21 protein-coding genes are annotated in these 22,054 nt (G+C 67.2%); 5 read left to right on the top strand and 16 right to left on the bottom strand.

Going from position 1 to position 22,054, the window contains the following annotated elements:
- The first annotated feature begins 155 nt into the window (after positions 1-155).
- The gene (locus tag HZA32_02925) at positions 156-2,231 is read left to right on the top strand and encodes a YgiQ family radical SAM protein (protein ID MBI5423012.1); all 2,076 of its coding nucleotides are present in this window, start codon (positions 156-158) and stop codon (positions 2,229-2,231) included.
- 17 nt (positions 2,232-2,248) lie between these two features.
- Here the strand turns inward: HZA32_02925 and HZA32_02920 are convergent, their stop codons facing one another.
- The 11 genes from HZA32_02920 to HZA32_02870 form a co-directional block, all read right to left on the bottom strand.
- On the bottom strand, positions 2,249-2,461 hold the full coding sequence (locus HZA32_02920) for a hypothetical protein (protein ID MBI5423011.1): 213 nt from the start codon (positions 2,459-2,461) through the stop codon (positions 2,249-2,251).
- Positions 2,462-2,535: 74 nt separating this feature from the next.
- The gene (locus tag HZA32_02915; GenBank protein MBI5423010.1) at positions 2,536-2,991 is read right to left on the bottom strand and encodes a TPM domain-containing protein; all 456 of its coding nucleotides are present in this window, start codon (positions 2,989-2,991) and stop codon (positions 2,536-2,538) included.
- Positions 2,985-3,818 carry a TPM domain-containing protein gene (locus HZA32_02910; GenBank protein ID MBI5423009.1) on the bottom strand — a complete coding sequence of 278 codons (834 nt, stop codon included), beginning with the start codon at positions 3,816-3,818 and terminating at the stop codon, positions 2,985-2,987. The genes HZA32_02915 and HZA32_02910 overlap by 7 nt, the downstream gene beginning before the upstream one ends.
- Entirely contained in the window at positions 3,815-4,432 is a 618-nt protein-coding gene (locus HZA32_02905) for a LemA family protein (GenBank protein MBI5423008.1), read from the bottom strand. The genes HZA32_02910 and HZA32_02905 overlap by 4 nt, the downstream gene beginning before the upstream one ends.
- A gap of 97 nt (positions 4,433-4,529) precedes the next feature.
- Positions 4,530-6,947, bottom strand: a complete 2,418-nt coding sequence (locus HZA32_02900) for an ABC transporter permease (protein MBI5423007.1) — start codon at positions 6,945-6,947, stop codon at positions 4,530-4,532.
- Positions 6,948-7,090: 143 nt separating this feature from the next.
- On the bottom strand, positions 7,091-9,508 hold the full coding sequence (locus tag HZA32_02895) for an ABC transporter permease (GenBank protein MBI5423006.1): 2,418 nt from the start codon (positions 9,506-9,508) through the stop codon (positions 7,091-7,093).
- A gap of 145 nt (positions 9,509-9,653) precedes the next feature.
- Positions 9,654-11,069, bottom strand: coding sequence for a hypothetical protein (locus tag HZA32_02890; protein MBI5423005.1), 1,416 nt, complete (start codon positions 11,067-11,069; stop codon positions 9,654-9,656).
- A complete protein-coding gene (locus HZA32_02885; GenBank protein MBI5423004.1) occupies positions 11,050-11,616 on the bottom strand; it encodes a prepilin-type N-terminal cleavage/methylation domain-containing protein in 567 nt (188 codons plus the stop codon). Before HZA32_02885 ends, HZA32_02890 begins: the two co-directional genes overlap by 20 nt.
- Positions 11,613-12,098, bottom strand: coding sequence for a hypothetical protein (locus HZA32_02880; protein MBI5423003.1), 486 nt, complete (start codon positions 12,096-12,098; stop codon positions 11,613-11,615). Before HZA32_02880 ends, HZA32_02885 begins: the two co-directional genes overlap by 4 nt.
- Positions 12,099-12,183: 85 nt before the next feature.
- On the bottom strand, positions 12,184-12,867 hold the full coding sequence (locus tag HZA32_02875) for a response regulator transcription factor (protein ID MBI5423002.1): 684 nt from the start codon (positions 12,865-12,867) through the stop codon (positions 12,184-12,186).
- Positions 12,864-14,435, bottom strand: coding sequence for a hypothetical protein (locus HZA32_02870; GenBank protein ID MBI5423001.1), 1,572 nt, complete (start codon positions 14,433-14,435; stop codon positions 12,864-12,866). The genes HZA32_02875 and HZA32_02870 overlap by 4 nt, the downstream gene beginning before the upstream one ends.
- A gap of 111 nt (positions 14,436-14,546) precedes the next feature.
- On the opposite strand from HZA32_02870, the gene HZA32_02865 reads away from it, so the two are divergent.
- The 3 genes from HZA32_02865 to HZA32_02855 all read left to right on the top strand — a co-directional run bounded on the left by HZA32_02865 (position 14,547) and on the right by HZA32_02855 (position 18,300).
- Entirely contained in the window at positions 14,547-16,175 is a 1,629-nt protein-coding gene (locus tag HZA32_02865) for an MFS transporter (GenBank protein ID MBI5423000.1), read from the top strand.
- Between the two features lie 206 nt (positions 16,176-16,381).
- The gene (locus tag HZA32_02860) at positions 16,382-17,875 is read left to right on the top strand and encodes a hypothetical protein (protein MBI5422999.1); all 1,494 of its coding nucleotides are present in this window, start codon (positions 16,382-16,384) and stop codon (positions 17,873-17,875) included.
- 173 nt (positions 17,876-18,048) lie between these two features.
- Positions 18,049-18,300, top strand: coding sequence for an HPr family phosphocarrier protein (locus tag HZA32_02855; protein MBI5422998.1), 252 nt, complete (start codon positions 18,049-18,051; stop codon positions 18,298-18,300).
- 15 nt (positions 18,301-18,315) lie between these two features.
- Here the strand turns inward: HZA32_02855 and HZA32_02850 are convergent, their stop codons facing one another.
- The 3 genes from HZA32_02850 to HZA32_02840 form a co-directional block, all read right to left on the bottom strand.
- Positions 18,316-18,759, bottom strand: a complete 444-nt coding sequence (locus tag HZA32_02850; GenBank protein MBI5422997.1) for a hypothetical protein — start codon at positions 18,757-18,759, stop codon at positions 18,316-18,318.
- 124 nt (positions 18,760-18,883) lie between these two features.
- Complete coding sequence (locus HZA32_02845) at positions 18,884-19,642, bottom strand: hypothetical protein (protein MBI5422996.1); 759 nt, start codon at positions 19,640-19,642, stop codon at positions 18,884-18,886.
- A gap of 155 nt (positions 19,643-19,797) precedes the next feature.
- Positions 19,798-20,148 carry an MmcQ/YjbR family DNA-binding protein gene (locus tag HZA32_02840; protein MBI5422995.1) on the bottom strand — a complete coding sequence of 117 codons (351 nt, stop codon included), beginning with the start codon at positions 20,146-20,148 and terminating at the stop codon, positions 19,798-19,800.
- A 112-nt stretch (positions 20,149-20,260) separates the two neighbouring features.
- Here HZA32_02840 and HZA32_02835 point away from each other — a divergent pair, with 112 nt between their 5' ends.
- A complete protein-coding gene (locus HZA32_02835; GenBank protein MBI5422994.1) occupies positions 20,261-20,635 on the top strand; it encodes a hypothetical protein in 375 nt (124 codons plus the stop codon).
- 152 nt (positions 20,636-20,787) lie between these two features.
- Here HZA32_02835 and HZA32_02830 read toward each other — a convergent pair whose 3' ends face one another.
- The gene (locus HZA32_02830; GenBank protein ID MBI5422993.1) at positions 20,788-21,351 is read right to left on the bottom strand and encodes a hypothetical protein; all 564 of its coding nucleotides are present in this window, start codon (positions 21,349-21,351) and stop codon (positions 20,788-20,790) included.
- A 96-nt stretch (positions 21,352-21,447) separates the two neighbouring features.
- Positions 21,448-21,876 carry a hemerythrin family protein gene (locus tag HZA32_02825; GenBank protein MBI5422992.1) on the bottom strand — a complete coding sequence of 143 codons (429 nt, stop codon included), beginning with the start codon at positions 21,874-21,876 and terminating at the stop codon, positions 21,448-21,450.
- Positions 21,877-22,054: the final 178 nt, after the last annotated feature.

The following is a 22,054-nucleotide window of genomic DNA, read 5'->3' as shown; positions in this document are numbered from 1 at the left end:
GGACCGGCTTGGCGCGCCGGAGGGTGTGGGGCGCGAGCAAGCTCGCTGCCTACGGAGGGGCTAAAGCTCGCGAGGCCATGTAGGCCGCGAGCTTGCTCGCGCCGGTGAGTTGTCCGCTTGCATCGCGAGCGGGGCGCGCCACCTTCGCGGCGCAGATGTCCACCACCCACGAAAAGGACCCGACTTGGGACCCGGCCCGCTGGCTCCCGACGACGCGCGACGAGATGGAGGCGCGCGGCTGGGACTACGTGGACGTGATCCTCGTTTCCGGCGACGCCTACGTGGATCATCCCGCGTTTGGCACGGCGGTGGTGGGGCGGCTGATCGAGCGCGAGGGGTTTCGTATCGCGATCTTGGCGCAGCCGAATTGGCGCGACGACCTGCGCGACTTCAAGAAGCTCGGCAAGCCGCGCTACTTTTTCGGCGTCACGGCGGGCTGCATGGACTCGATGGTGAACCGCTACACGGCGGCCAAGAAGCTCCGCAGCGAGGACGCCTACACGCCGGGCGGCGCGCATGGCTTCCGGCCGGATTACGCGTCGATCGTCTACTCGAAGATCCTGAAACAGATTTACCCCGATGTGCCCGTGTTGCTCGGCGGCATCGAGGCGAGCCTGCGGCGCGTGACGCATTTCGATTATTGGTCGGACCAGCTCATGCCCGGCATTCTCGCCGACAGCGGCGCGGACATGCTCGTCTACGGCATGGGCGAGCTGCCGCTGATGGAAGTGCTGCGCTTGCTGAAACGCGGTGTGCCATTCGCCTCGCTCACGACCATCGCGCAAACCGCGGTCCTGCTGCCGGCGGGCGAGGCGGCGCCGAAGAACAAGAACTGGGACGACTTCGAGCTGCACTCGCATGAGGCCTGCGTCGCCGACCGCGCGCTATACGCGGCTAATTTCAAGAACATCGAAACCGAGTCGAACCGCGTGAAGGCGCGCCGGCTCCTCCAGCGCACGGGCGAGCGGCTCATGGTCGTGAACCCGCCTTACCCGACGATGAGCGAGGCGCAGATCGATTCGTCGTTCGATTTGCCTTACACGCGCCTGCCGCATCCGAAGTATCGCAAGCGCGGGCCGATTCCGGCCTACGAGATGATCAAGCACTCGATCAATATGCATCGCGGGTGCTTCGGCGGTTGCAGCTTCTGCACGATCTCGGCGCACCAGGGGAAGTTCGTCGCGTCCCGCTCGAAGGCGTCGATCCTGCGCGAAGTCGAGTCCGTGAAACAGATGCCGGATTTCCGCGGCACAATCAGCGACCTCGGCGGCCCGAGCGCGAACATGTATAAGATGAAGGGCAAGGAGCAGTGGATCTGCGACGAATGCGTCCGCCCGTCGTGCATCTGGCCCGACGTCTGCCGCAACCTCGACACCGATCACACCGCGCTCCTCGACATCTACGAATCCGTGCGCAACACCGAGGGCGTGAAGCACGCCTACGTCGCGAGCGGCATCCGCTACGATCTCTTCCTGCACGACAAAGGCGCGACGCCGGAGGTGAAGGCGAGCCACGAGAAATACATCGAGGAACTCGCCGCGCACCACGTGCCCGGCCGCATCAAAGTCGCGCCCGAACACACGAGCGACCACGTGCTGCGCATCATGCGCAAGCCGAGCTTCAACCTGTTCTACAAGTTCAAGGAAAAGTTCACCGCCGCCGCCGCGAAGGCCGGCAAGCCCGACATGCCGGTGACGCCATATTTCATCAGCTCGCATCCCGGCTCGCGATCGGAGGACATGGCCGATCTCGCGCTGAAGACGAAGGACCTCGGCTATCGTCTCGAAGCCGTGCAGGACTTCACGCCGACGCCGATGACCGTCGCGACGGAAATCTACGCGACCGGCGTGCACCCTTACGATGCCAAGCCCGTCGAAGTCGCGCGCACGCCCGACGCGAAGCAGGAGCAGCGCAGCTTTTTCTTTTGGTATAAACCCGAGATGAAGGCCGCGCTGCGCGCCACGATGCACCGGCTCGGCTTGGACGAGACCGCGCGGCGCCTGCTCGACGAAAAGAAGTCCACGCGCAACGTCACGCCGTCACCACACATCACGCCGTGCGGCATGAACGCGGCCAATATGCAACCCGGCGCGCGCCTCGCGGCGGCGACGAAGGGCGTGAAGAAACCGATCCAGTCCGCGCCTTCGAGTGCGGCACCGAAGCCGAAAAAGCCGACCGATCTCGACCGGCTCTTGCGCGAGTCGGGCGTCAAGTTGCCCGACAAAAAGTAGCGCCGCCGCCGCGCGTCTCAGCGCGCGCGCAACAGCGACGTCATTTGCACGACCCACGGAGCGGCGAGCGGGACGCGCGCCACGCCCGCGATCACCAGGTCGGCCGACTCGCCGGAGATTTCGGGACGCGGCGGTTGTTCGAGGGCGGCAATCCAACCCCAAGCCAGCGCAGCGGCCGCGGCGCACAGCGTGGCGCGGGCGAGCAGGCGAAGGACAGAGTTCGTTTTCACGGCGGGCAGCTAAGCGGCTTGGAGCGCGGTGCTCAAGCGAGCGACCGTTACACGGCCCCCGCTTGTTTCGAGCCTCAGATCACCGTCGGCGGGGGCGGATCCTGCACGACGGTGTTGGGCAACTCGTCGCGGTCGTCCGGTCGATGCGGGAACTCGCGGGCAAGCAATTCTCCCGCGCGCGCGATGCCTTCCACGACGGCGTCGGTGTGCTGACCGGCGCGGAATTTCGCCTCCATCGCCGCCGCGACGTTGCGCCAGAAATCGTCGCCGCACTTCCCGTGCACGCCTTCGTCGCCAAAGATCGCGAACTGTCGTGCGTCGGGCGCGATGAGGATGAGCACGGCGTTGCGTTCGCGGGTGGCGGTCATGCCGAGGCGCGCAAATTCGGTGCGGGCGAGCGCGGTGGCGTCGGCGACTTTTCCCGGGTGAAAAACGACGCGCAGCTCGCCGGAGGTGAGCTGCTCGGCGTCGGCGATGGCGCGTTCGATGCGCGCGCGGTCGAGTTGATCGAGGAATGTTTTCATCACCATTTGCCTCCTGCGCCGCCGCCGCCGAAGCTGCCACCGCCGCCGGAAAATCCGCCGCCCCCGCCGCCGGACCAACCACCACCGCCCGAGGCCCCGCCGCCGTCGGAGCCGGGGCCGCCCCACCAGATGTTCGGAATGCTCGAACTGCGGTAGCGTCGCGGTCCACCGAGCACCAACGGCCCCCGGCGCGAGCCGCGAGCGAGACGAATCACGACCACGACGATCACGACCAAAAAGAAAAGGGCTCCAATGGCGGCGCTGGGATCTCCCGATTCGCGCTGGAGTGGGTGCCGCGCCTGATGAACGGTCCGCCCCGTGCCTTTGAATTCGCCGCGCGTCGCCGCGATCATTGCGTCGACGGCCGCGCTCACGCCGCCGTCGAAATCGCCGGCGCGGAATTTCGGCTTCAAGATGCTCTCCACGATCTGGTGGCAGACCGCGTCGGTGAGCGTGGGCTCGAGGCCGTAGCCGACTTGGATGTAGATCTGGCGGTCCTGCTTGAAGATGAAGAGCACGGCGCCGTTGTTCTTTCCTTTCTGGCCGACTTTCCACGCCTCGGCGACGCGCACCGTGTAGTCTTCGACGGACGAGTCGGTCTCCATGCGGGCGAACATCGCGACGAGAAACTGGTTCGAGGACTCCCGTTCGAATTGTTCGAGACGCGCATTCAGGCGCTCCACCGTGCCGCCCGAGAGCGTGCGCGTCGTGTCGATGACGAAGCGCGTCGGCGCGGGCGGGATGCGCTCCGCGGCGAGGAGTGACGACGCGAAGACGCACGCGACGAGGGCGAGCGCGGCAAGGCGTCGGAAAGCAAGCGGGAGCGCGCTCACGGCTTCTTCGCGCCGAAGTCGAATTTCACCTCGGGCGGCGTGTCGGCGCCGGCCTTGGCGGCGAAGTAGGCCTTGGGCTGGAAGCCGAACATGCCGGCGAAGAGGACGGCCGGGAAACGCTTGATCGCGGAGTTGTAGTCGCGTGCGACGTCGTTGAAGCGGCCGCGTTCGACCGCGATGCGATTCTCGGTGCCTTCCAGCTGCGATTGGAGCGCGCCGAAGTTGGCGGTCGCCTTCAGATCGGGATAGCGCTCGGCGACGACGAGCAGGCGCGAGAGCGCGGTGGCGAGCTGGCCTTGCGCGCGCTCGAACTCGGCGAGTTGCGCGGCGTCGGTCGGCGCCTTGCTCGGGTCGAGCTTCACCTGGCCGACGGAGGCGCGCGCGGCGGTGACTTCGGTGAGCGTCGACTTCTCGAAATTCGCGGCACCGGCTACGGTGTTGACCAAATTCGGGATGAGGTCGGCGCGTCGCTGGTAGACATTCTGGACCTGCGCCCACTGCGCGTCGACCGCTTGCGAGCGGTTGACGAGGCCGTTGTAGCTGCTGACGGCAGCGATGCCGATCAGACCGACGAACGCGGCGAGCACGCCGAGAACGATGAGGAGAGTTTTCATTGCGCCCGCAAAATGCACGTCATTGCGCGGGCGCGCAAGCGGCGGGGCGTTACACGCGCCCCGGATTTTTCATCGGGCGGAACGGCGGCGCGCGCGCTCACTCGGAGCGGAGCGCTTCAGTCGGCGCGACACGGGCGGCGCGGCGCGCGGGCAGCCAGCAGGCGAGCAGGCCGATGGCGGCGAGCAGCAGCGCGATGGAGACGAAGACGAGCGGGTCGCGCGGCGAGACGGCGCCGATCATGTTCGCCATGAGTTTCGCGGCGGCCAGAGCGCCGGCAAATCCCAGCGCGAGGCCGACGCCGAGTTGCGCGAGTCCGCGGCCGACCATGAGACGCACGACGCGGCCGGCGGTGGCGCCGAGCGCCATGCGGATGCCGATCTCGCGCGTGCGGCGGGCGGTGTTCTGCGCGACGACGGCGTAGAGTCCGACGGATGCCATGAGCAGCGCGATGGCGGCGAAGGTGAAGAAGAGGGAGCCGAAGATGGCGAGGAACCAGTGCTCCTGCTCGATCGCCGATTTGAGCGTGTAGACCTGCATCAACGGCAAGTCGGGATCGATTTCCTGGACGGCCGCGCGCACGGAGGCGGCGAGGGCGGTCGGGTCGCGTTGGGTGCGCAGCAACACGCCGATCCATGCCCACGGTTCCTGGTGATTGGAGAGGAACGCGAGCGGCGGCGCGTTGCGCTCCTGCGTGCTCTGCACGATGTCGCCGCACACGCCGACCACCGTCACCCACGGCCCCGCGACTCCGTCGAAGCCGGTGAGGCGGAAGCGGCGGCCGATGGGCGACTCGCCTTCCCAGTAGCGCGCGGCGAATTGGCGGGTGACGACGGCGGCTTCCTTGCCGGGGACGCCGTCGGCGGCGTTCAGCGCGCGGCCGACGAGCACGGGGAGGTTGATCGCGGCGAGGTAGTCGGGAGAGGAGAAAACGGCGGCGGCCTGGAACGGCTGCTTGGGGTCGGCGGCGGGCTTGCCCTCGATCTCGACGGCGCGGTGCTGCGAGCCGAGGCCGGGGAAATCCGAGGTGAGCACGGCGTGGGTGACGCCGGGAATGGTGGCGAGACGCTGTTGCAAACGCTCGTGCATCGCCTGGCGCGCCGCCGCGGAGTGGTAGCGCTCGCCCGGGCCGTCGGGCAGGGAGAGGCGCACGGCGAGGATTTCGCGCGCGGGGACGAACGGATTGATCTGCTGAACGGCGAAGAAATTTCGCACCATCAGTCCGGCGCTCGCGAGCAGGATGACGGTGACGGCGAACTGGAACACCACGAGCGCGGCGGTGAGTTTGCCGCCCTGCGAAGAGTAGCCCGCGGTGCCGTCCTTCATCGCGGTGTTGAGGTCGACGCGTGAGGCGCGCAGGGCCGGCACGAGACCGAAAACGAGGCCGGCCGCGATGGAGAGCGCGGAGATGTAGGCGAAGGCGCGCCAATCCATCGCGAAGTCGATCCAGTAGGGTCGACCAATGTCTTGCGTCGCGAGGTCGAAGATGTGCGCGCCAGCCAGCGCGAGGCCGAGGCCGAACGCGCCGCCGATGACGCTGAGCAACACGCTTTCGACCAGCAGCTGGCGCACGAGGCGCGAGCGCGAGGCGCCGAGGGCGGCGCGGACGGAAATTTCCCGCTGGCGCGCGAGGGCGCGGCTGAGCGTGAGGTTGGCGACGTTGGCGCAGGCGATGAGCAGGACGAAGCCGACGGCGCCGAGCATGAAGAGAAAAATGATCCTGACCGGGCCGCCGGCGAACCGCTCGTGGAAGGTCTGCACGCGCGGCATGTAGTCCTTGTTCGTGTCGGGGAATTGCTGCGCGAGGCGCGAGGCGATGACGGCGAAGTCAGCCTGCGCTTCGGCCGCCGTGACGCCGGACTTGAGGAGGCCGTAGAACACGAGGCTGCGGTTGGCGCGGTCCTCACGGGCGTGGGTCGGCGTGAGCGCGATCCAGAGGTCTTCGTTGCCGGGGAAGCGGAAGCCCTCGGGCATGACGCCGATGATCGTGGCCGGCTGGCTGTTGAGGCGCACCGAGCGACCGACGACGTCGAGCGCACCGGCGTAGTGGTGTTGCCAGACCTTGTGGCTGAGGAGCAGCACGGTCGGCGCGCCCGGGGTGCCATCGCTCGGCAACAGCGCGCGGCCGAGGATCGGTTGCGCTTTCACCAAGCCGAACAATCCCGTCGTGCACACGCCCATGCTGTAGCGCTCGGGCGAGACGCCCGGCTCGGCGATGACGCCGACGCTGGTCTCGATCGCTTCGAGGCCCTCGAAGGTGCGATTCTGGCTTTGGTAGGCGCGAAACTCCGGCAACGAGAGCGGAGCGCGCGTGAGGCGACCCTCAGGCCAGTCCTGCGTGACGACGGCGAGCCGCTCGCCGCCGGGAATCGGCAGCGGCTTGAAGAGCACGGCATTCACCAGCGTGAAGACGGTGGTGTTGATGCCGATGCCGAGGGCCAGGGTGACGATCACCGCGAGGGAAAACCAGCGGTGGCGCGTGAGTTGACGCAGGGCGAAACGGAGGTCGTTGAGCATGGTGTCGATCCAATGACGAAGTTCGCCGAACGGATGGAACGGCGGGACGCAGGTGTTGTGTTGCTTGTTATCACCCGCGAGGCAGTGCGCGGGTTGCAGATTTCCTGCGCTGACCCGACACGGGTGGCGGCGTTCGGCGGCGACTATTCGGCGCGCAGCGCCTCGGTCGGCGCGACGTGCGCGGCGCGGCGCGCGGGGAGCCAACAGGCGAAAAGCCCGAGCCCGCCGAGCAGGGCGGCCACGCTGACGAACACAAGGGGGTCGGTGGGCGAGGTCGGACCGAGAATGGTGTCCATGAGCCGCGTGGTGGCGAAGGCGCCGCCGAAGCCGATGATGAGGCCGAGGCCGAGCTGCATCAGGCCGCGCCCGAGCATGAGTCGCACGACGTTCGTGGCGGTGGCGCCGAGTGCCATGCGGATGCCGATCTCACGCGTGCGCCGCGCGGTGTTTTGCGCGACGACCGCATAGATGCCGACGGAGGCCATCAGCAACGCGATGGCGGCGAAGGCGAAAAAGAGGGAGCCGAACACGGCGAGGAACCAGCTCTCGTGCGCGATGGCTTCCTTGAGCGTGCGCACCTGGAAGAGCGGCAGGTCGGCGTCGATCTCCTGCACCGCGGCGCGCACGGCTGGCGTGAGCGCGGTGGGATCGCCTTCCGCGCGCAGCATGACGCCGATCCAAGCCCACGGTTCCTGCCGGTCGGACATGAACACGAGCGGCGGCGAGTTGCGCTGCTGGAAACTTTGCACGAGGTCGCCGCTGATGCCGACGACGGTGATCCACGGGCCGGGCTTCTGGTCCTCGCCGAGGAAGCGCAGTTTGCGGCCGAGGGGAGATTCGTCGCCCCAATAGCGCGCGGCGAACTCGCGCGTGACCACGGCGGATTCCTTGCCGGGTGCACCGTCGGAGTCGTTGAGGCCGCGGCCGACGAGGACGGGGAGATTGATGGCGGGCAGGTAGTCCGGCGTGGCGAAGATCACGGCGGCTTGGTTGGGGCGCTTCGGGTCCGGCGTGGGCTTGTCTTCGATTTCGACCGTGCGGTGCTGCGAGCCGAGGCCGGGGAAATCTGACGTGAGCACGGCCTGCTTGACGCCGGGGAGCGCGGCGAGGCGCTGTTGCAGTCGTTCGTGCATCGCCTTGCGGGCTTCGGGTGTCTCGTAGCGTTCGCCTTTGCCGTCGGGCAGCGCGAGGCGCACGCCGAGGATTTGCTCGGCGGGCACGAAGGGATTGATCCGCTGCACGGCGAAGAAGCTCTTCATCATGAGGCCGGCGCCGGCGAGGAGCATGACGGTGGCGGCGAACTGGAACACGACGAGCGCGCCGGTGAGCTTGCCGCCGCGCGCGGTGCCGCCGGCGGTGCCGTCTTTCAGCGCCGTGGTGAGATCGACGCGCGAGGCCCGCAGCGCGGGCACGAGGCCGAACACGATGCCGGTGCCGACGGAGATCGCGGCGAAATAGACGAACGCGCGCCAGTCCATCGTGAACTGGATCCAGTAGGGTTTCCCGACGTCCTGCGAGGCCAGGTCGAAGGCGTGCACGCCGAATTGCGCGAGGCCGAGCCCGATCGCGCCGCCGAGCACGCTGAGCAGCACGCTCTCGATGAGCAGCTGGCGGACGATCTGGGTGCGCGAAGCGCCCATGGCGGCGCGCACGGCCATCTCGCGGCCGCGGGCGATGGCGCGGCTGAGCATCATGTTCGCGACGTTGGCGCAGGCGATGAGCAGGACGAAGCCGACGGCGCCAAGCATGAGCAGGAAGATGAGCTTGATCGGGCCGCCGTTGAACAGGTCGTGGAACGTCTGGACGCGCGGCACGACGTCCTTGTTGGTATCGGGGAATTCCTTCGTCATGCGCGCGGCGATGACGTTGAGGTCGGTCTGGGCCTCGGTGACGCTGGCGCCGGGCTGGCGCAGGCCGAAGAGCATCAGGCTGCGATGGCGGCGGTCGGCGAGTTCCTTCGTGGGACGCAGCGCGGTCCACAACTCCTCGTTTTCGGGAAATTTGAAACCTTCGGGCATGACGCCGACGATCGTGGCGGGTTGGCCGTTGAGGCGGACGGTGCGGCCGATGACGTCGGAGGCGCCGGCGTAGCGCTGCTGCCAGACTTTGTGGCTGAGCATGAGCACGGTGGGCGCGCCTGCGGCGCCGTCGGCGGGCGTGAACGCGCGACCGAGGATCGGCTGGGTTTTCAGGAGCGAAAAAAGTCCGGGCGAAACGACGCCCATCCCGTAGTTCTCGGGCGGCGTGGCCGGTTCTGCGATGATGCCGCCGGCGCGGTCCACGGCTTCGAGGCCCTCGAACGTGCGATTCTGTGTCCGGTAAGCCTCGAACTCGGGATAGGAGACCGGGCCGCGGTTGTAGCGATTTTCCGGCCATTGCTGGGTGACGGCCACGAGCCGCTCGCCGCCGGGGACGGGCACGGGCTTGAAGAGCACGGCGTTGACCAGCGTGAAGACGGTGGTGTTGATGCCGATGCCGAGGGCGAGAGTGACGATGACGGCGAGGGAAAACCAGCGGTAGCGCGCGAGCTGGCGGAGGGCGAAGCGGAGATCCTGAAGCATGGGCGAGCGGGCAAATGGCGCGGCCCCGCCGGGCGTGGGCACGGCGGAGGGACAGCGCGGTTGGTGCTCCAAAAACCCGCCGGGCGAGGGAGAGTCGCAAAAAAAAATGCCGGCCACTGCCGCCGCGCGAACCGGCGGCGCCGGGTCAGAAGCTCAGGGCGGAGGCGTAGACGTTCCGCTCGGCCGCGGTCTGCAGCTCCTTCCACTTCGTGATGCGATAGCCGCCGCCGCCACTGGAGCCGAGGGCCTCATCGTAGTGGAAATTCACCCCGCCGAGCAGTTGCATCGTATTGCAGCAAAAGGCGCCCATGACGTTGGTGCCCGAGTCGAAATTTATGGCGGCGTTCTCGGCGATGACGGAGCCGTAGAACGTGCCGCCGCCGCGAGTGGTGAACGTCTGGCTGCTGGATGCGGTCCCGTAGATCGTGGTGCGGGCGGGGGCGCCGTTGGCGAACCAGTTGGCGCCGGAGTCGAAGTTGATGTTGCCGTTGGTGTAAATGGTCAGCGAGCCGTTGTCGCCCGCGGCGGTGCCGTAGGTGAACGTGGCGTGATCGCTGGTGGAGATGGCGTTCACGCCGGTGTGGTTGGTCATCATGAACACGACGGGCTGTTTGATCGTCATGGTGTTCGCGGCGTAGGAAATGACCTTTCCCGAGGCGAAGTTGTAGTAGTATTTGCCGTCCGAGGCGGCGACGTCGCCGCCTCGGGGGAAGGTAACGTTCGAGGTGATGTTGGTGGAGATGGTGTTGACCGCGGAGGGCGTGGGCACGGTGACGGTGGGGAAGGCGTAGGTGAACGATCTGTTCTCGAGGGCGGTGTTCCAGCCGGAGCCGCCGGGCGTGCTGGTGAGTTTGGCGGAGCCGCTTCTGCCGATGGTGCCGCCGCCGGTGTTCACTGTGCCGTAGATGGTGGGATTGTCGCCGACGTTGAGGGCGCCGTTGCCGGAGGCGACGACACCGAGGGGGCCGAAACCGCGGCGCACGGCGGTGGAGTAGGGAGTGAAGGCGCCGGTCGACGGGTTGGTGGAAATCCAGCTGTCGACGTAGAGATTGCTGTCGCCGCGCAGCGAGGTCTTGGCGACCAAGCCCGCGAAGACGGAGCGGCTGGCGAGCGTGACCTCGATGAATTTCTCCAGCGGCGGACCGCCGTCGGGCACGGTGATGGTGGATTTCGCAACCATGAGCACGGTGCCCGTGAGGTCGTAGTTGCGGACGTAGACCTTGGTGCTGCCCGTGGCGTTGGGGCCGGGGGTGAAGCCGGAAAATGTCGCGGTGGCGACGTGCGTGCCGCTGTTGGTGGTCCAGCCATCGGCGGAAGACCAGGCGGTCGCGAGGGCGACGCCGTCGACTTGGTTGCGGTTGACGCAGTAGAGTGCGCGCTCGAGGCCGGCTTCGGCGAGGTTCAGCGCGGCGGTGCCGTAGAAGTTGCGTCGACCGAGGTTGAGCGAGCTGGTGCTGAGCTTGATGAAGGAGGCGAGGGCGACCGCGATGATGGCCGCGAGGAGCATCGCGACGATCAACACCGCGCCACGCTCACCGGACCTATTTGTTCCGGAGGACATAGGTGGCGGAGAGGATGTTGTCGGTCGCGGAAGGGACTGTCTGGTTTCGCGTGCTGACGCTGATGGCGAGCTCGAGGCGTTTGGTGGCGGCGTCGGTCGCGACGGCGGTGCCGAGGACGTCGTAGCGGGTGAACGTGCAGGCGGTGGTGTTGCGAACGAGCGGGGTGGCGGCCGCGGCGGAGGCGCTGCCGCCGGGCCGGCGGTAAAAGCAGTTGGTGTAGGTCGTCGTGCCGACGGTGACCGTGCCGTAGGCGTAGGTCACTTGATTCGAGTTGGCCGCGTAGTTGTCCGGCACGGTGAGCGTGACCGAGGTGGCGCTGTTGTAGGTGAGGGCGCTCGCCATGCGGACATCCTGGCCGAACTCCTCGAGCGCGGTGCGGGCGGCGCCGGCCATGTTGTTGTAGTTGTAGAGCAGCTGGCCGCTGCGTCCCATCATCAGGAACGAGGTCATCACGCCGGTGAGGACGATCGAGCCGAGGACACCGGAGACCATGACTTCGACCAGAGTGAAGCCGGCGGAGCGGGGGCGGAGGCGGACAGGTTTCATGAGGCGAAAAAATCGTAGAGGCCGTAGCGCGCGTAGAAGGTCGTCATCGAGCACGAGAGCGGCCGGCCGTCGTAGTTGCGCCAGCTGACCGTGACGGTGAACTGGCGGAGGTTGGTCGCGAGGTCGCTCACGCTCCGGGTGAGGGTGAAACGCGAACCGACCGCGGGGTTGGCGGTGAAGGCGGAGTCGATGGCGACGGCAGGGGAATTATCGGTGTAGTCAACGACGCCGGTCACGGTGCCGGTGCTGGTCCACGGACACACGCGGATGCGCTCGATCTCGCTTTGCATGATCTGCGAGGCGAGGACGTAGTTGCGCGAGGAATCGATGGCATTGAATCCGCGTTGGATCACCGTGATCGACGTGGTGATGGCGAAGATCATCACGAGCGACGCGAACATGACTTCCACCAAGGTGAAGGCGGCGCAAACGGCGCGCGGGCGCGGTCGTGCGGTCGAGGAGGGGACGGAAGGTTGCTTCACGGCCCCAATCTGCCGGAATTCCGCCCGGTCCGGTAGGGCGAAGGGCCTCTAGCGTTCGGGTGGCAAGCACTAGGCCGGAAATTACCTAGGGGGTGGTCGGTCGGGCCTTGTTGTCGAAATAAAGCCCGATCGCCTGCGACCGGCGTTGGACGCCGAGTTTCTCGAACACCCGCCCGATGTAGTTCTTCACGGTATTCTCGCTCAGGCCGAGGAGTTGGGCGATGTCCTTGTTCGTCTGGCCGTCCGCCATGGCCGCGAGGACCCGGCGTTCCTGGGGCGAGAGTTCCTGCAGGCACGCGGCGCGGTCGAGGCGGGCGTGGCCGTCGCGCAAGATGTCGACCATGCGCCCGGCGATATCAGGCGAAAAGACGGAACGTCCGGCGTGGCCGTCGACGATGCCTTGGACCAGCGCGGCGGGATCGATCTCCTTCAGAAGATAGCCATGGGCGCCGGCGACGATCACGTCGTAGATCGCCCGGCTGTCGGTGGACGAAGTGAACACGATGACGCGCGCCGAGGGGGCGACCCCGCGAAGCTCGCCGCAGATCGCGATGCCGCTGGTGTCGGGGAGCCGCAGGTCGAGCAGCACGACATCCGGCTGCACGCGCTGCGCTTCGCGCAGGGCATCGGCGGCGGTCGCGGCCTCCGCGACGATCTCGAGGCGGCGCCCGGCGGCCGCATACTCGATGGCCGCGCGGATGCCGTGGCGGACGATGGCGCTGTCGTCGACGAGGAGGATGCGGATCGGGGCGGTTGCGGGATTTTTCACGGCGAGCGTTCGGGGGGCGGGAGGTGCAGCGTGATCTCGGTGCCGGTGCCCGGTCGCGAGTCGATTTTCAAGCGGCCGCCGAGCACGATGGCGCGTTCGGTGAGATTGCCGAGGCCGCGGCCGCGGGTGTCGATGCCCGCGATCTCGAAGCCCCCGCCGTCGTCGCTCAAGCGCAGCACGGAGCCGCGCTCCGCCGCGCACCAGCTGAGTTCCACGCGGCTGGGCTCGCCGTGACGGACCGCGTTGCTCATGGCTTCGCGGGCGAACTGAAGCACCTGACCGCGGATCAGCGCGGGATAGCGGCTGGCCAGCGCCTCGTCGATGTCGACGGATATCTCCGTGGCGGCGCTGCCCCGCAATTGTTGGCCGATCGCGCGGGCGGCATCGGCAAATGCGCCCTCGCTCGGGCGCGGGTCGGTCCGCTCGATGTAGCCGCGCAACTCGGCGACGACGTGGTTCAGGTCAGCGCGGGTCTGCACGGCCAGTTGCTTCGACGCTTCCGGATCGGTTCCGGCGAGGGTTTCTATCTTGGTCAGGGACATGCCCACGCCGAAGAGGCGTTGGATGATGCTGTCGTGCAGATCGCGTCCCACCCGGGCCTGCGCCTCGAGGGCGTGGGCGAGCGCCTCCCGATCGCGCAGGGAACTGTGCACGATGCGGCTGAGCCGCCCGAACTCGTCGCGCCGATGGATCAGGCGCAACAGCGGCGTGGTGTCGCTCTGGATGATGCTGTGTTGGAGCGTGGCGAGGGGGCGCCAGATCCAGAAGTGCAGCAGGAGTCCCGCGATGAGCACGGTGCCGACGGCGTTGAGCGCGAAGAGCGTGAGTTCGGTGTTTTCCTCGTCGACGTCGCTCGCCTGCGGGTCGAGCACGTGAAAATCGAGGCCGGCGACCACGCGCCCGCGGTGATCCTTGAGCGGTTGCCAGGTTTCCATCTCCCCGTGGGCGACGGCGTCAGGCGTGTGGGCGCTGGTCGTCAGCCTGATCTGGCCCTGCGCCGCTGTCGCGATTTCCTCCAGGAGCGGCGCGTTCCAAACGCGGGCGGCCACGAGCCAGGCGCCCGTCGGGGCCCGCTCCGGGTTGGCGCTGATGCGTTGGCCAAACATCTGGTGCAGGGCGCCGCCGATCACGCAGAAGAAATCGAGAGTCCCGGACGATCCGGCGAGCAACGGCTGCAACTCCGCCTGCGGCAGCGGGGGTTCGCTCGTGAGTTCGCCGGTCAGGCGTTTGAAGCCGTGGATGGTGGCGCCGCTGGCATCGAGCACCCAGACGGCGTCGACGCGGTAGGTGTCGAGGCGGTCCTGCAGGTTGCGCTCGGCCCAGCGCGCGTCGCGGGTCGCGACAAACTCCGCCAGCGCCGGTCGGGCGGCGTAGTTGCGCACGTAGCGCCGCAGCGCGCCGGAATTCTCGGCGAGCGTCGATTGCAGGCGCGCGGCGAGTTCGCGCTCGCGACGCACCCGGATGGCCTCGTATTCGCGCTGCTGCAGGAGCTCCAGGCCGAAGAAGATGGCGGTGGAAAAAACGCCGAGCGCGCCAATCAGAATCAACAGTCGAGAACGGATGGTCATGGGCCCCGGACGCATCCCGTCGCAACGAATGCGCGGCGGCAATCCGATTTCCCGCGCGACTCGTCCCTTGAATTTCGGCGCGGTTCTCCGCAGCGTGGGGCGAAAATCCCCATGAGTTCCCCGACCGCCCCTGCGACCCCGGCGAGCGAACCGGCCAAAGTGCCGATCCCGCGCCAGATCCCCTACATCATCGGCAACGAGGGCTGCGAGCGCTTCAGCTTCTACGGCATGCGGAACATCCTGACGGTGTTCCTCGTGTCGTCGTTGCTGATGTATCTGCCGGAGGGCGATCGCGCCGGCGCGGCGAAGGAGGTTTTCCACACCTTCGTGATCGGCGTGTATTTCTTCCCGCTGCTCGGCGGCTGGTTGGCGGACCGGCTCTGGGGCAAATACAACGTCATCTTCTGGCTGAGCCTCGTTTACTGCGTGGGGCAGGGGATGCTCGCGCTGTTCGTCGACAACCGCGTCGGGTTCTACACCGGTTTGTTCCTCATCGCGCTGGGCTCGGGCGGCATCAAGCCGTGCATCTCGTCGTTCGTCGGCGACCAGTTCGACTCGACCAACAAGCACCGCGCGAAGGTGGTGTTCGATGCGTTCTACTGGATCATCAATTTCGGGTCGTTCTTCGCGTCGCTGCTCATGCCGATTTTCCTGAAGCAATTCGGGCCGGCGGTGGCGTTCGGCATTCCGGGCGTGCTGATGTTCCTCTCGACGGTCGTGCTGTGGGCGGGCCGGAAGAAATACGTCATGGTGCCGCCGACGCCGCCCGACCCGCACTCGTTCCTGCGGGTGTGCTGGACGGCGCTGATGTCCGGCACAGCGGGCAAAGTGCTCGCGGCGCTCGGCGTGCTGGTGGCCGCGCTGGGTTTCTACTGGTTGCCCGGCTTCGAGAATTTCGTGAAGGCCGTCTGCCTCGCCATCGTCGCCATCGTGGCGCTCGGCGGCATCGGCGTGCGGCTGCAGCTCGAGGGCGCGCGCGGCGCGCATCCGGACGAGGCGGTCGAGGGCGTGCGCGGCGTGTTGCGCGTGTTGGTGCTGTTCGCGCTCGTGACGCCGTTCTGGTCGCTCTTCGACCAAAAGGCTTCGACGTGGGTGCTGCAGGGCAAGGCGATGGAGGCGTGGCACCTGTTCGACGCGGCGGCGTTGCGCGAATCGAGTCCGCTGCTCGCGACGATTTTCGGGCATTTCGCCACGATCGAGCCGTCGCAGATGCAGGCGCTGAATCCGCTGTTCGTGATGCTGCTCATTCCGTTCAACAACCTCGTGCTGTTCCCCGCGCTGCGACGGATGGGCTTCGAAGTCACGGCGCTGCGTCGCATGACGCTCGGCATCGCGTTCGCCGCGCTGTCGTGGATCGTGATCGGCTGGTTGCAGCTCTCGCTCGACGACGGCGCGAAGGTGAACATTGCGTGGCAGGTGCTGCCCTACGTGTTGCTCACGCTCGGCGAAGTGCTCGTGTCGGCCACGGGCCTGGAGTTCGCCTACAGCCAGGCGCCGCAATCGATGAAAGGCGCGCTGATGAGCTTCTGGCTGCTGTCCGTCACGATCGGCAACCTCTGGGTGCTCGTCGCCAACGCAGCGGTGAAGAACGACGCCGTGACCGGCATGATCGCCTCCACGGGCTTCGGCGTGACGGCGTTCCAGATGTTCTTCTTCGCGGCCTTCGCGTTCGTGGCGGCGGCGATCTTCGGACTCGTGGCGCGCGGCTACGCCGTGAAGGATCACTACCGCTCGGCCTGACGCGCCGGCTGCTTCGCGCGCGTCTCCTGCGGCGCGATCGCGGCCGCTTCGGTCTTGCCGCCGCGGAGACGGGTGAGTTGGGTCTCGGGCGACGAAATTCTCCGGGGCCAAGGAGAACCAGTCGCAGGCTCCGTGGAACAACTCGCGCGACCAGCCGCGCGGGTCGCATTCCTAACGTGGAGCCTGTGGTCTCCATCGCTACCCCCATGAAACGCCCTGTCCACGCGCGCGCCTTGCTGCGCTTTGTTTCCGTTCTCGCCGGCCTTTGCGCCGTGCATGTCGCCTCCGCCGAAACCGCTCCGGTGCCCGAGGCCTGTCCGCCCAACGGCTGGCAGGAAAACCTGCCCAACTATCTCAAGCCCGGCGCCGCGTTCCCCACGCAGGACACGCCGATCGGCGCGCGCGATTGCGCGTTCCACGAATGGTCGTGGGAAGCCTTCACTTGGGCGACGGCGCTCGACGGCCAAGGCACGCCGCGCTTCCTCTCGCTCCACACGCCGGAGGATCTCTTCAAGCCGGCCGGCGGCGCGCCGCGCGAGCTCCATCTCGGCCTCCGCGCTGCGCATCCGGCCGATGCGCCGCACATCGAGGGCGCGGGCGCGATCGTCGAGGCCGACGGCAACCTGCTCGTCGCACCCAACGGCTACCCGATCTACGCCTCCGTGCACATGAACGACGCCTACTTCGAGACGGCGAAGCGCAACCTCGTCTCCAATGGCGGTTATCAGGCCAACACCGACGCGGACCACTTCCCGGTCGGCGCCGCCGTCTTCAAGGCCACATGGCTGCGCCTCGACGACGGCGAGATGCCGCCTCCCGGCGCCTACGTCACGCTCGCTCGCGTCCCGGTCCTTGGCGTCGCGCTCACGCCCAACAATACCCTCTACGCGTCGCCCAACGGCCAGACCAAGCTCGTGAAAGTCGCGCTGCTCGGCCTGCACGTCGTCGGCCACACGATCAACCACCCCGAGTTTCTCTGGGCCACGTTCGAGCATCGTCTCAACTCCCCGCGCGTGCCCGACGGCACCAACAAGCCCGCACCGAGCACCAGCGTGGCGGAGAACTTCACCCTCTACGCCGGCAACACGCCCTTCGGCCAGTGCAACATCCCGAGCACCGCGACCACCGTCAGCACCACCAGCTCGGTGACCTCGCTCAGCACGCCCTCGACCACAGTGACGACGAACAGCACGGTCACGCAGACCCCGCGCTACACCTTCGACGCCGCGACGCAGAAATTTTCGCCGTCGACCAACGTCGTGCTCTGGAACGCCACGGGCAGTGAAACCCACTCGCTCAACGGCCCCGCCAACATCGCCGCGCTCAACTTGTCCGCCCAGCGGTTTTTCCGCACGCAGAAGGAGCCGCAGTCGACCTTCGCCCACTACGACCTCATCGGCACCGTGTGGATGGATGCCGGCACCTACAACCTGAACAGCAACCAGAGCAACGCCGTCGGCTCGGTGAATCTCGCGAACAGCACGGCAGAGACTTTCGTGCAGAACGCCGCCGGCACCACGACGCCCGCGACGGTCGGCAACTGCTTCTCGTGCCACAATCCGCAGACGTTCACCAGCGTCGCGCCCATGCCCAATCTCCAGCCGCGCCGCATCGCACTCAGCCACGTGCTCTCCGCCGGCACGTTCTACGCCGTGCCCAACCAGATCGCGGTGCAGGTGCCCGCCGGCACGGTCAGGTAATTCCCCGGCTGTCGTCGTCGCGTTTCCCCCGCGCCCCTTTCCGTGCTCTCCGCAGCGCGGCAAGGGGCGCTCCATTTGCGGGACGGGGTGGCCGGTGCGCCGCACGCCGCGGGAGAAATCCGGAGATTGCGATTTTCGGTGAACCCGCGCGGCTCGCCGCAGTCACAGCCGAAATGAAGAACACGCGAGTCCGAGTGCCGTGGCCCGAAGGACTGCATCTGCGGCAAGCCATGCGCTTGGTGCGGGCGGCCCAGCAGTTCCGCGCCGAGATCCGCTTGCGCAGTGCGGAACGGATTGCGGACGTGCGCAGCCTGCTCAGCGTTCTCGCTCTCTGTGCCGCGATGGGCGCGACGCTCGAGCTCGAAGCGAGCGGAGAGGACGAGCAGGAGGCGATCCGCACCGTCCAGGAACTCTTCAGCCGCTGACCGCGCGCGGCGCGCTCAATCGCCGGAAGCGCCCACGGGTTTCTCCACCGCCGCGCACATGCGCTGGTGGTGGGCGTCGAGTTGCTGCTTGGCGCACTCGGGGCAGATGCCATGGCTCGTGCCCGTGGCAAATTTTGAATCGAAATAGTCTTCGACCGACAGCCAGCGGTCGCCGTCGCCGACCTTGCGGCACCACGCGCAAATCAGGAGGAACTCCTCCAGCTCGTGCAGGCGACGCAGCAGACGCTTGGTGGTGAAATGCACGAGCGCCCACACGGCCAGGACGGTCAGCGTGCGGATGACGGGCCGCGCGAGGATGAAATCCGACGACTCGCCGAACAGGAGGTGCGGGATGCGGAATATCTCCACGACCCACATGACGGCGACGAGTGCGGAGAAACCGATGGCCTGCCAGCGCAGAATGCTGCGCGCGCTGAGGTGAGTCGGAGAAGGGCCCATGACGGAGGTGCGTGAAGTGAGGCTGCACGTCGGGTGACGTTCGTCGTGGAGCCCACCGCGCCATTTGCGGAGAGCCGGGACCGGGAAGCAAAGGAAAATTGGGCCGAAGCTGCCCCGCACGAGGTCAGCGCAACAAGACGTCGGCCACCGCGGCCCAACTTGCGCTCGTCGTCGCCTGAGCGATGGCAGTGCAGGCGACCGCGAAAGCCGCGAAGCCAGCCGCCAGTCGCCGGTCGAAACGGCGCGTTAGCGCTCCGTGCGCCACGACGGCGAGCGCGCCGAACGTCACGACGCCGCAGAAATCGCCGAAGACGCCATACCAGCCGTGCCGGACGAAAAAATCGGTGAGCGACTGGATGCGCCCAAGTCCCGCCGCGCAAACGGAGAGCGTGGCGAGAAACATCAACGGGCGGTGCCAGCCCGCGTCGGCGCGGAGCCGGACGCCGAGCGTCACGAGCGCGGCGAACAGCAGGATGCCGAGAAAAGGCACCGCCATGAATTGTCGCGGCGTGAGCGGGCCGATCATCACCCCGGCCGGCGTCACGGCGGCCGAGGCCACCGCGATGCGCAGTCCCACGGCCACCAGCACGATCGCGAGCCCCGCCCCGAAGAGTCCGAGACGGCGATGCAGCTTCACGTTGCGTGTGGCTACGAGCCAGGGTTGAGCCAGCGCGAGCAACAACCAGATCGTCATCAACGCTCCGTGGGTCAGCACGAGTCCGCGGATCGGCGGCGTGATCTCGCGGCCGGGAGACGCGCGACCATGCAGATAAAAATGGTGGAAACCCGCCACGGTAAGGACGAGCAGGAGCCCGGTGGCGAATGCGTAGAACCGGCGGTCGGCGACGGGCCGGTTTGGTGCGGTGGGAGCGGATTTTTCCATGGCGGCGTTGAACGGGCCGCAGGAGCAAACTCCCGCGACACGACAGTGCTACGAAACGCGGCCTTGGGCGGTTGCAGGCAAGTTGCTCGACGGGAAGCCACCCCACGCGCGCCGGCTTCCGGCGCGGTGCCCTCCGCGGGGATTCTCGCACCGGCCTAGTCCAAACCGAGCGCGAGGCGCGTCTTCTTCGGCAAACCGGCCGCGACCAGCTGATGGCTGCGCCGGATGCGCTCACGCAGCTGCGGCTCGGGCAGCGCGGCGGTGTCGGACAGCTTTACCCAATGGCGCTTGGCGAAGTAGGGCGCCTGCGCGATGCCGTCGATCTCGGTGAGTTCGTCGAACTCGTCCGGCGTGCACTTGAAGCACACGCCTTCGAGCAAGGTGCCGTCGAGGGAAAGCACAAGGAAGACCTTGCCCGCGACCTTGTAGACGAGCCCGCCCCACTGGGCGACGACGGTCACGTGCGGCAGCGCGAGCGTGAAGGCCTGCAGGCGATCGATGAGCATGCGACCGTTTCAGCATGTCCGGCGCGAAGCTGCACGTCGAAACACCGCCCTCCTCGCCGCACCTATTCCCGAACCGGTTCGCATTTCAGCAATGTTCGTAATACGAACATTCATGCCTGAATACACCCCAGCCCGTTTGGCCCACTTGCTTGCGATTGCTGACATTTTGGAATCCGCCGCGCGCGAGCTTGCGCGTGAGACCCGCAAGCGCGTCGAGGCGCGAAAGCCACGCGCGCGACGCGGCGGCACGCTCCGTCCCAGCGTCGAGACGCCGCTCTGGAATGCGCTCGCGTCCGCAGTGAAAAGACGGCTGATCAAGAGAGGGGACCGTGCCCTGCTCGCGCGCGAACTCGATCTCCATCGCGCGCGGATCGGTGAGTATTTCTTCGAGGGGAAGGCGATGCCCGATGCGGAGCGGGCGTTGCAGTTGTTGCTGTGGCTCAGTCGACAGCCCGAGCAATCCGAGATATCGAGCCCGCCGGCCTGATTGTTCGTATTACGAACATTTGGCAGAGGGCGAATGTGGTGTTCGCCAGGGGGTGGGGGCGCGGTTGAAGGCGTGGCGCGAGACGCGGATGCCGCGCCGCAGTGCGCCGGTGCGCGTTCGGTCGCTCGGCGCAAAGCGAGAAGGCGGCTTGATCAGTGCGACCGCTCAGCCGCGGGCTGCGGCGGTTGGTCCGCTGTCGCTCGAAATAGCAGCGCTGTGGTTGCGAAGAGGAAGGCGAAGAAGGCGTTCGCGCCGAAGACGTGCGCGACGGGAATGACGGGCTCCACTTGCCAGACGTAGAGCGCAATTGCCGGCACGAGCAGTTGCGCGGCGGCCATCGCGAAGAAGGTGCGCGCCATGCCGTCGGGCCGGAAACCGGTCGCGAGGGAACCGATGACGCCGATGGCGAGCACGCCGAGATACATCGCGTTGGCCGGATGGCTTTCGCGGCCGACGAGACCGACGGCGAGGTTCACCCACGTCATGAAAAGCGTCGTGCCCACCGCAGCGAGGGCGGCGAGGCGCGCGACGGGATTGCCGGCACGGCGAAAAAGAAAACGGAACGCGAGCCCCGCGCTGGCCAGCACGACGTAGGCGACGACGAAGTCGGAGCCGGTCCACTTCACCTCGTCGGTGAATCGCATGGCAATCAGCGGCACGAGCAAGAGCAGGGCAGGGACGAGGAGTGCAGCGAGCAGAAGTCTGTCTTTGATCATGCGGCGAGTCTGCCGGCCGACCGTGAAACGACGATGAAGCCGACGTGAATTCGTCCGGGAGAATGTCCTTGGAACCGCTCGCGCGACGCCGGTGCGTCACGCATCGGCCGCTGTCGCAATCCGGTTTGTCTTCGCGGCCAGGCAGCCGCGCAGGCGGCAGTCGACGCGCAGGATGTGATGTCGCATCCACGCCGCGGACTCGCGGTGGATATCCTCCACCAGGCTGGGAGTCGGGCCCGAGAGGCAAAGCAGCTGCGTCCAACCGTCCAGCTTGCGCGCGAATTCGCGGTGCGCCGTGCAGTTCTCGATGTGCGCGCCGCAGCCGGCCCGAGCCATGGCGAGCTCCTCGCGTTGGAAATGGGCCAGCGCGTGCTCGTGCAGCAACTGCAACAACTCCGCCGCGCGGTTCGTCGGCGCTCCCGCGGCGAACGCTGCCTTGAGGGCTTCGATGCGGAGGAAAAATTCACGGTGGTCCGCATCGATCTGCGGATCTCCGGTTTCGAATCGCTCACTCCAATCGGTCATGGGGGAAATGGCCACCGGCGGGCCTGCCTGTGGCTACTGTTACATCGGCTCGTTGTCCGGCGGCACCTGCGCATCCGTTGCGAAATCATGCCGGAAATAGTCCTGCCTGCCGCTGCGTCCTAATCGCGCGCGGGCGTAATCCTGCCTTGGCTCGCGGCGTCTTGGGCCACACCACTTT

The organism is Opitutia bacterium, assembly GCA_016217545.1.
Classification (GTDB): domain Bacteria; phylum Verrucomicrobiota; class Verrucomicrobiia; order Opitutales; family Opitutaceae; genus Didemnitutus.
Note: the sequence above shows the minus strand (reverse complement) of the source record. Positions and strands in the feature narration are given on the sequence as shown.

What these genes read in the sequence shown, in the direction of transcription:
- HZA32_02925 (MBI5423012.1), top strand. Translation starts at nt 156, where the DNA reads ATGTCCACCACCCACGAAAAGGACCCGACTTGGGACCCGGCCCGCTGG.
- HZA32_02915 (MBI5423010.1), bottom strand. Translation starts at nt 2,991, where the DNA reads ATGGTGATGAAAACATTCCTCGATCAACTCGACCGCGCGCGCATCGAA.
- HZA32_02905 (MBI5423008.1), bottom strand. Translation starts at nt 4,432, where the DNA reads ATGAAAACTCTCCTCATCGTTCTCGGCGTGCTCGCCGCGTTCGTCGGT.
- HZA32_02900 (MBI5423007.1), bottom strand. Translation starts at nt 6,947, where the DNA reads ATGCTCAACGACCTCCGTTTCGCCCTGCGTCAACTCACGCGCCACCGC.
- HZA32_02895 (MBI5423006.1), bottom strand. Translation starts at nt 9,508, where the DNA reads ATGCTTCAGGATCTCCGCTTCGCCCTCCGCCAGCTCGCGCGCTACCGC.
- HZA32_02890 (MBI5423005.1), bottom strand. Translation starts at nt 11,069, where the DNA reads ATGTCCTCCGGAACAAATAGGTCCGGTGAGCGTGGCGCGGTGTTGATC.
- HZA32_02885 (MBI5423004.1), bottom strand. Translation starts at nt 11,616, where the DNA reads ATGAAACCTGTCCGCCTCCGCCCCCGCTCCGCCGGCTTCACTCTGGTC.
- HZA32_02870 (MBI5423001.1), bottom strand. Translation starts at nt 14,435, where the DNA reads ATGACCATCCGTTCTCGACTGTTGATTCTGATTGGCGCGCTCGGCGTT.
- HZA32_02865 (MBI5423000.1), top strand. Translation starts at nt 14,547, where the DNA reads ATGAGTTCCCCGACCGCCCCTGCGACCCCGGCGAGCGAACCGGCCAAA.
- HZA32_02860 (MBI5422999.1), top strand. Translation starts at nt 16,382, where the DNA reads ATGAAACGCCCTGTCCACGCGCGCGCCTTGCTGCGCTTTGTTTCCGTT.
- HZA32_02855 (MBI5422998.1), top strand. Translation starts at nt 18,049, where the DNA reads ATGAAGAACACGCGAGTCCGAGTGCCGTGGCCCGAAGGACTGCATCTG.
- HZA32_02850 (MBI5422997.1), bottom strand. Translation starts at nt 18,759, where the DNA reads ATGGGCCCTTCTCCGACTCACCTCAGCGCGCGCAGCATTCTGCGCTGG.
- HZA32_02845 (MBI5422996.1), bottom strand. Translation starts at nt 19,642, where the DNA reads ATGGAAAAATCCGCTCCCACCGCACCAAACCGGCCCGTCGCCGACCGC.
- HZA32_02840 (MBI5422995.1), bottom strand. Translation starts at nt 20,148, where the DNA reads ATGCTCATCGATCGCCTGCAGGCCTTCACGCTCGCGCTGCCGCACGTG.
- HZA32_02835 (MBI5422994.1), top strand. Translation starts at nt 20,261, where the DNA reads ATGCCTGAATACACCCCAGCCCGTTTGGCCCACTTGCTTGCGATTGCT.
- HZA32_02830 (MBI5422993.1), bottom strand. Translation starts at nt 21,351, where the DNA reads ATGATCAAAGACAGACTTCTGCTCGCTGCACTCCTCGTCCCTGCCCTG.
- HZA32_02825 (MBI5422992.1), bottom strand. Translation starts at nt 21,876, where the DNA reads ATGACCGATTGGAGTGAGCGATTCGAAACCGGAGATCCGCAGATCGAT.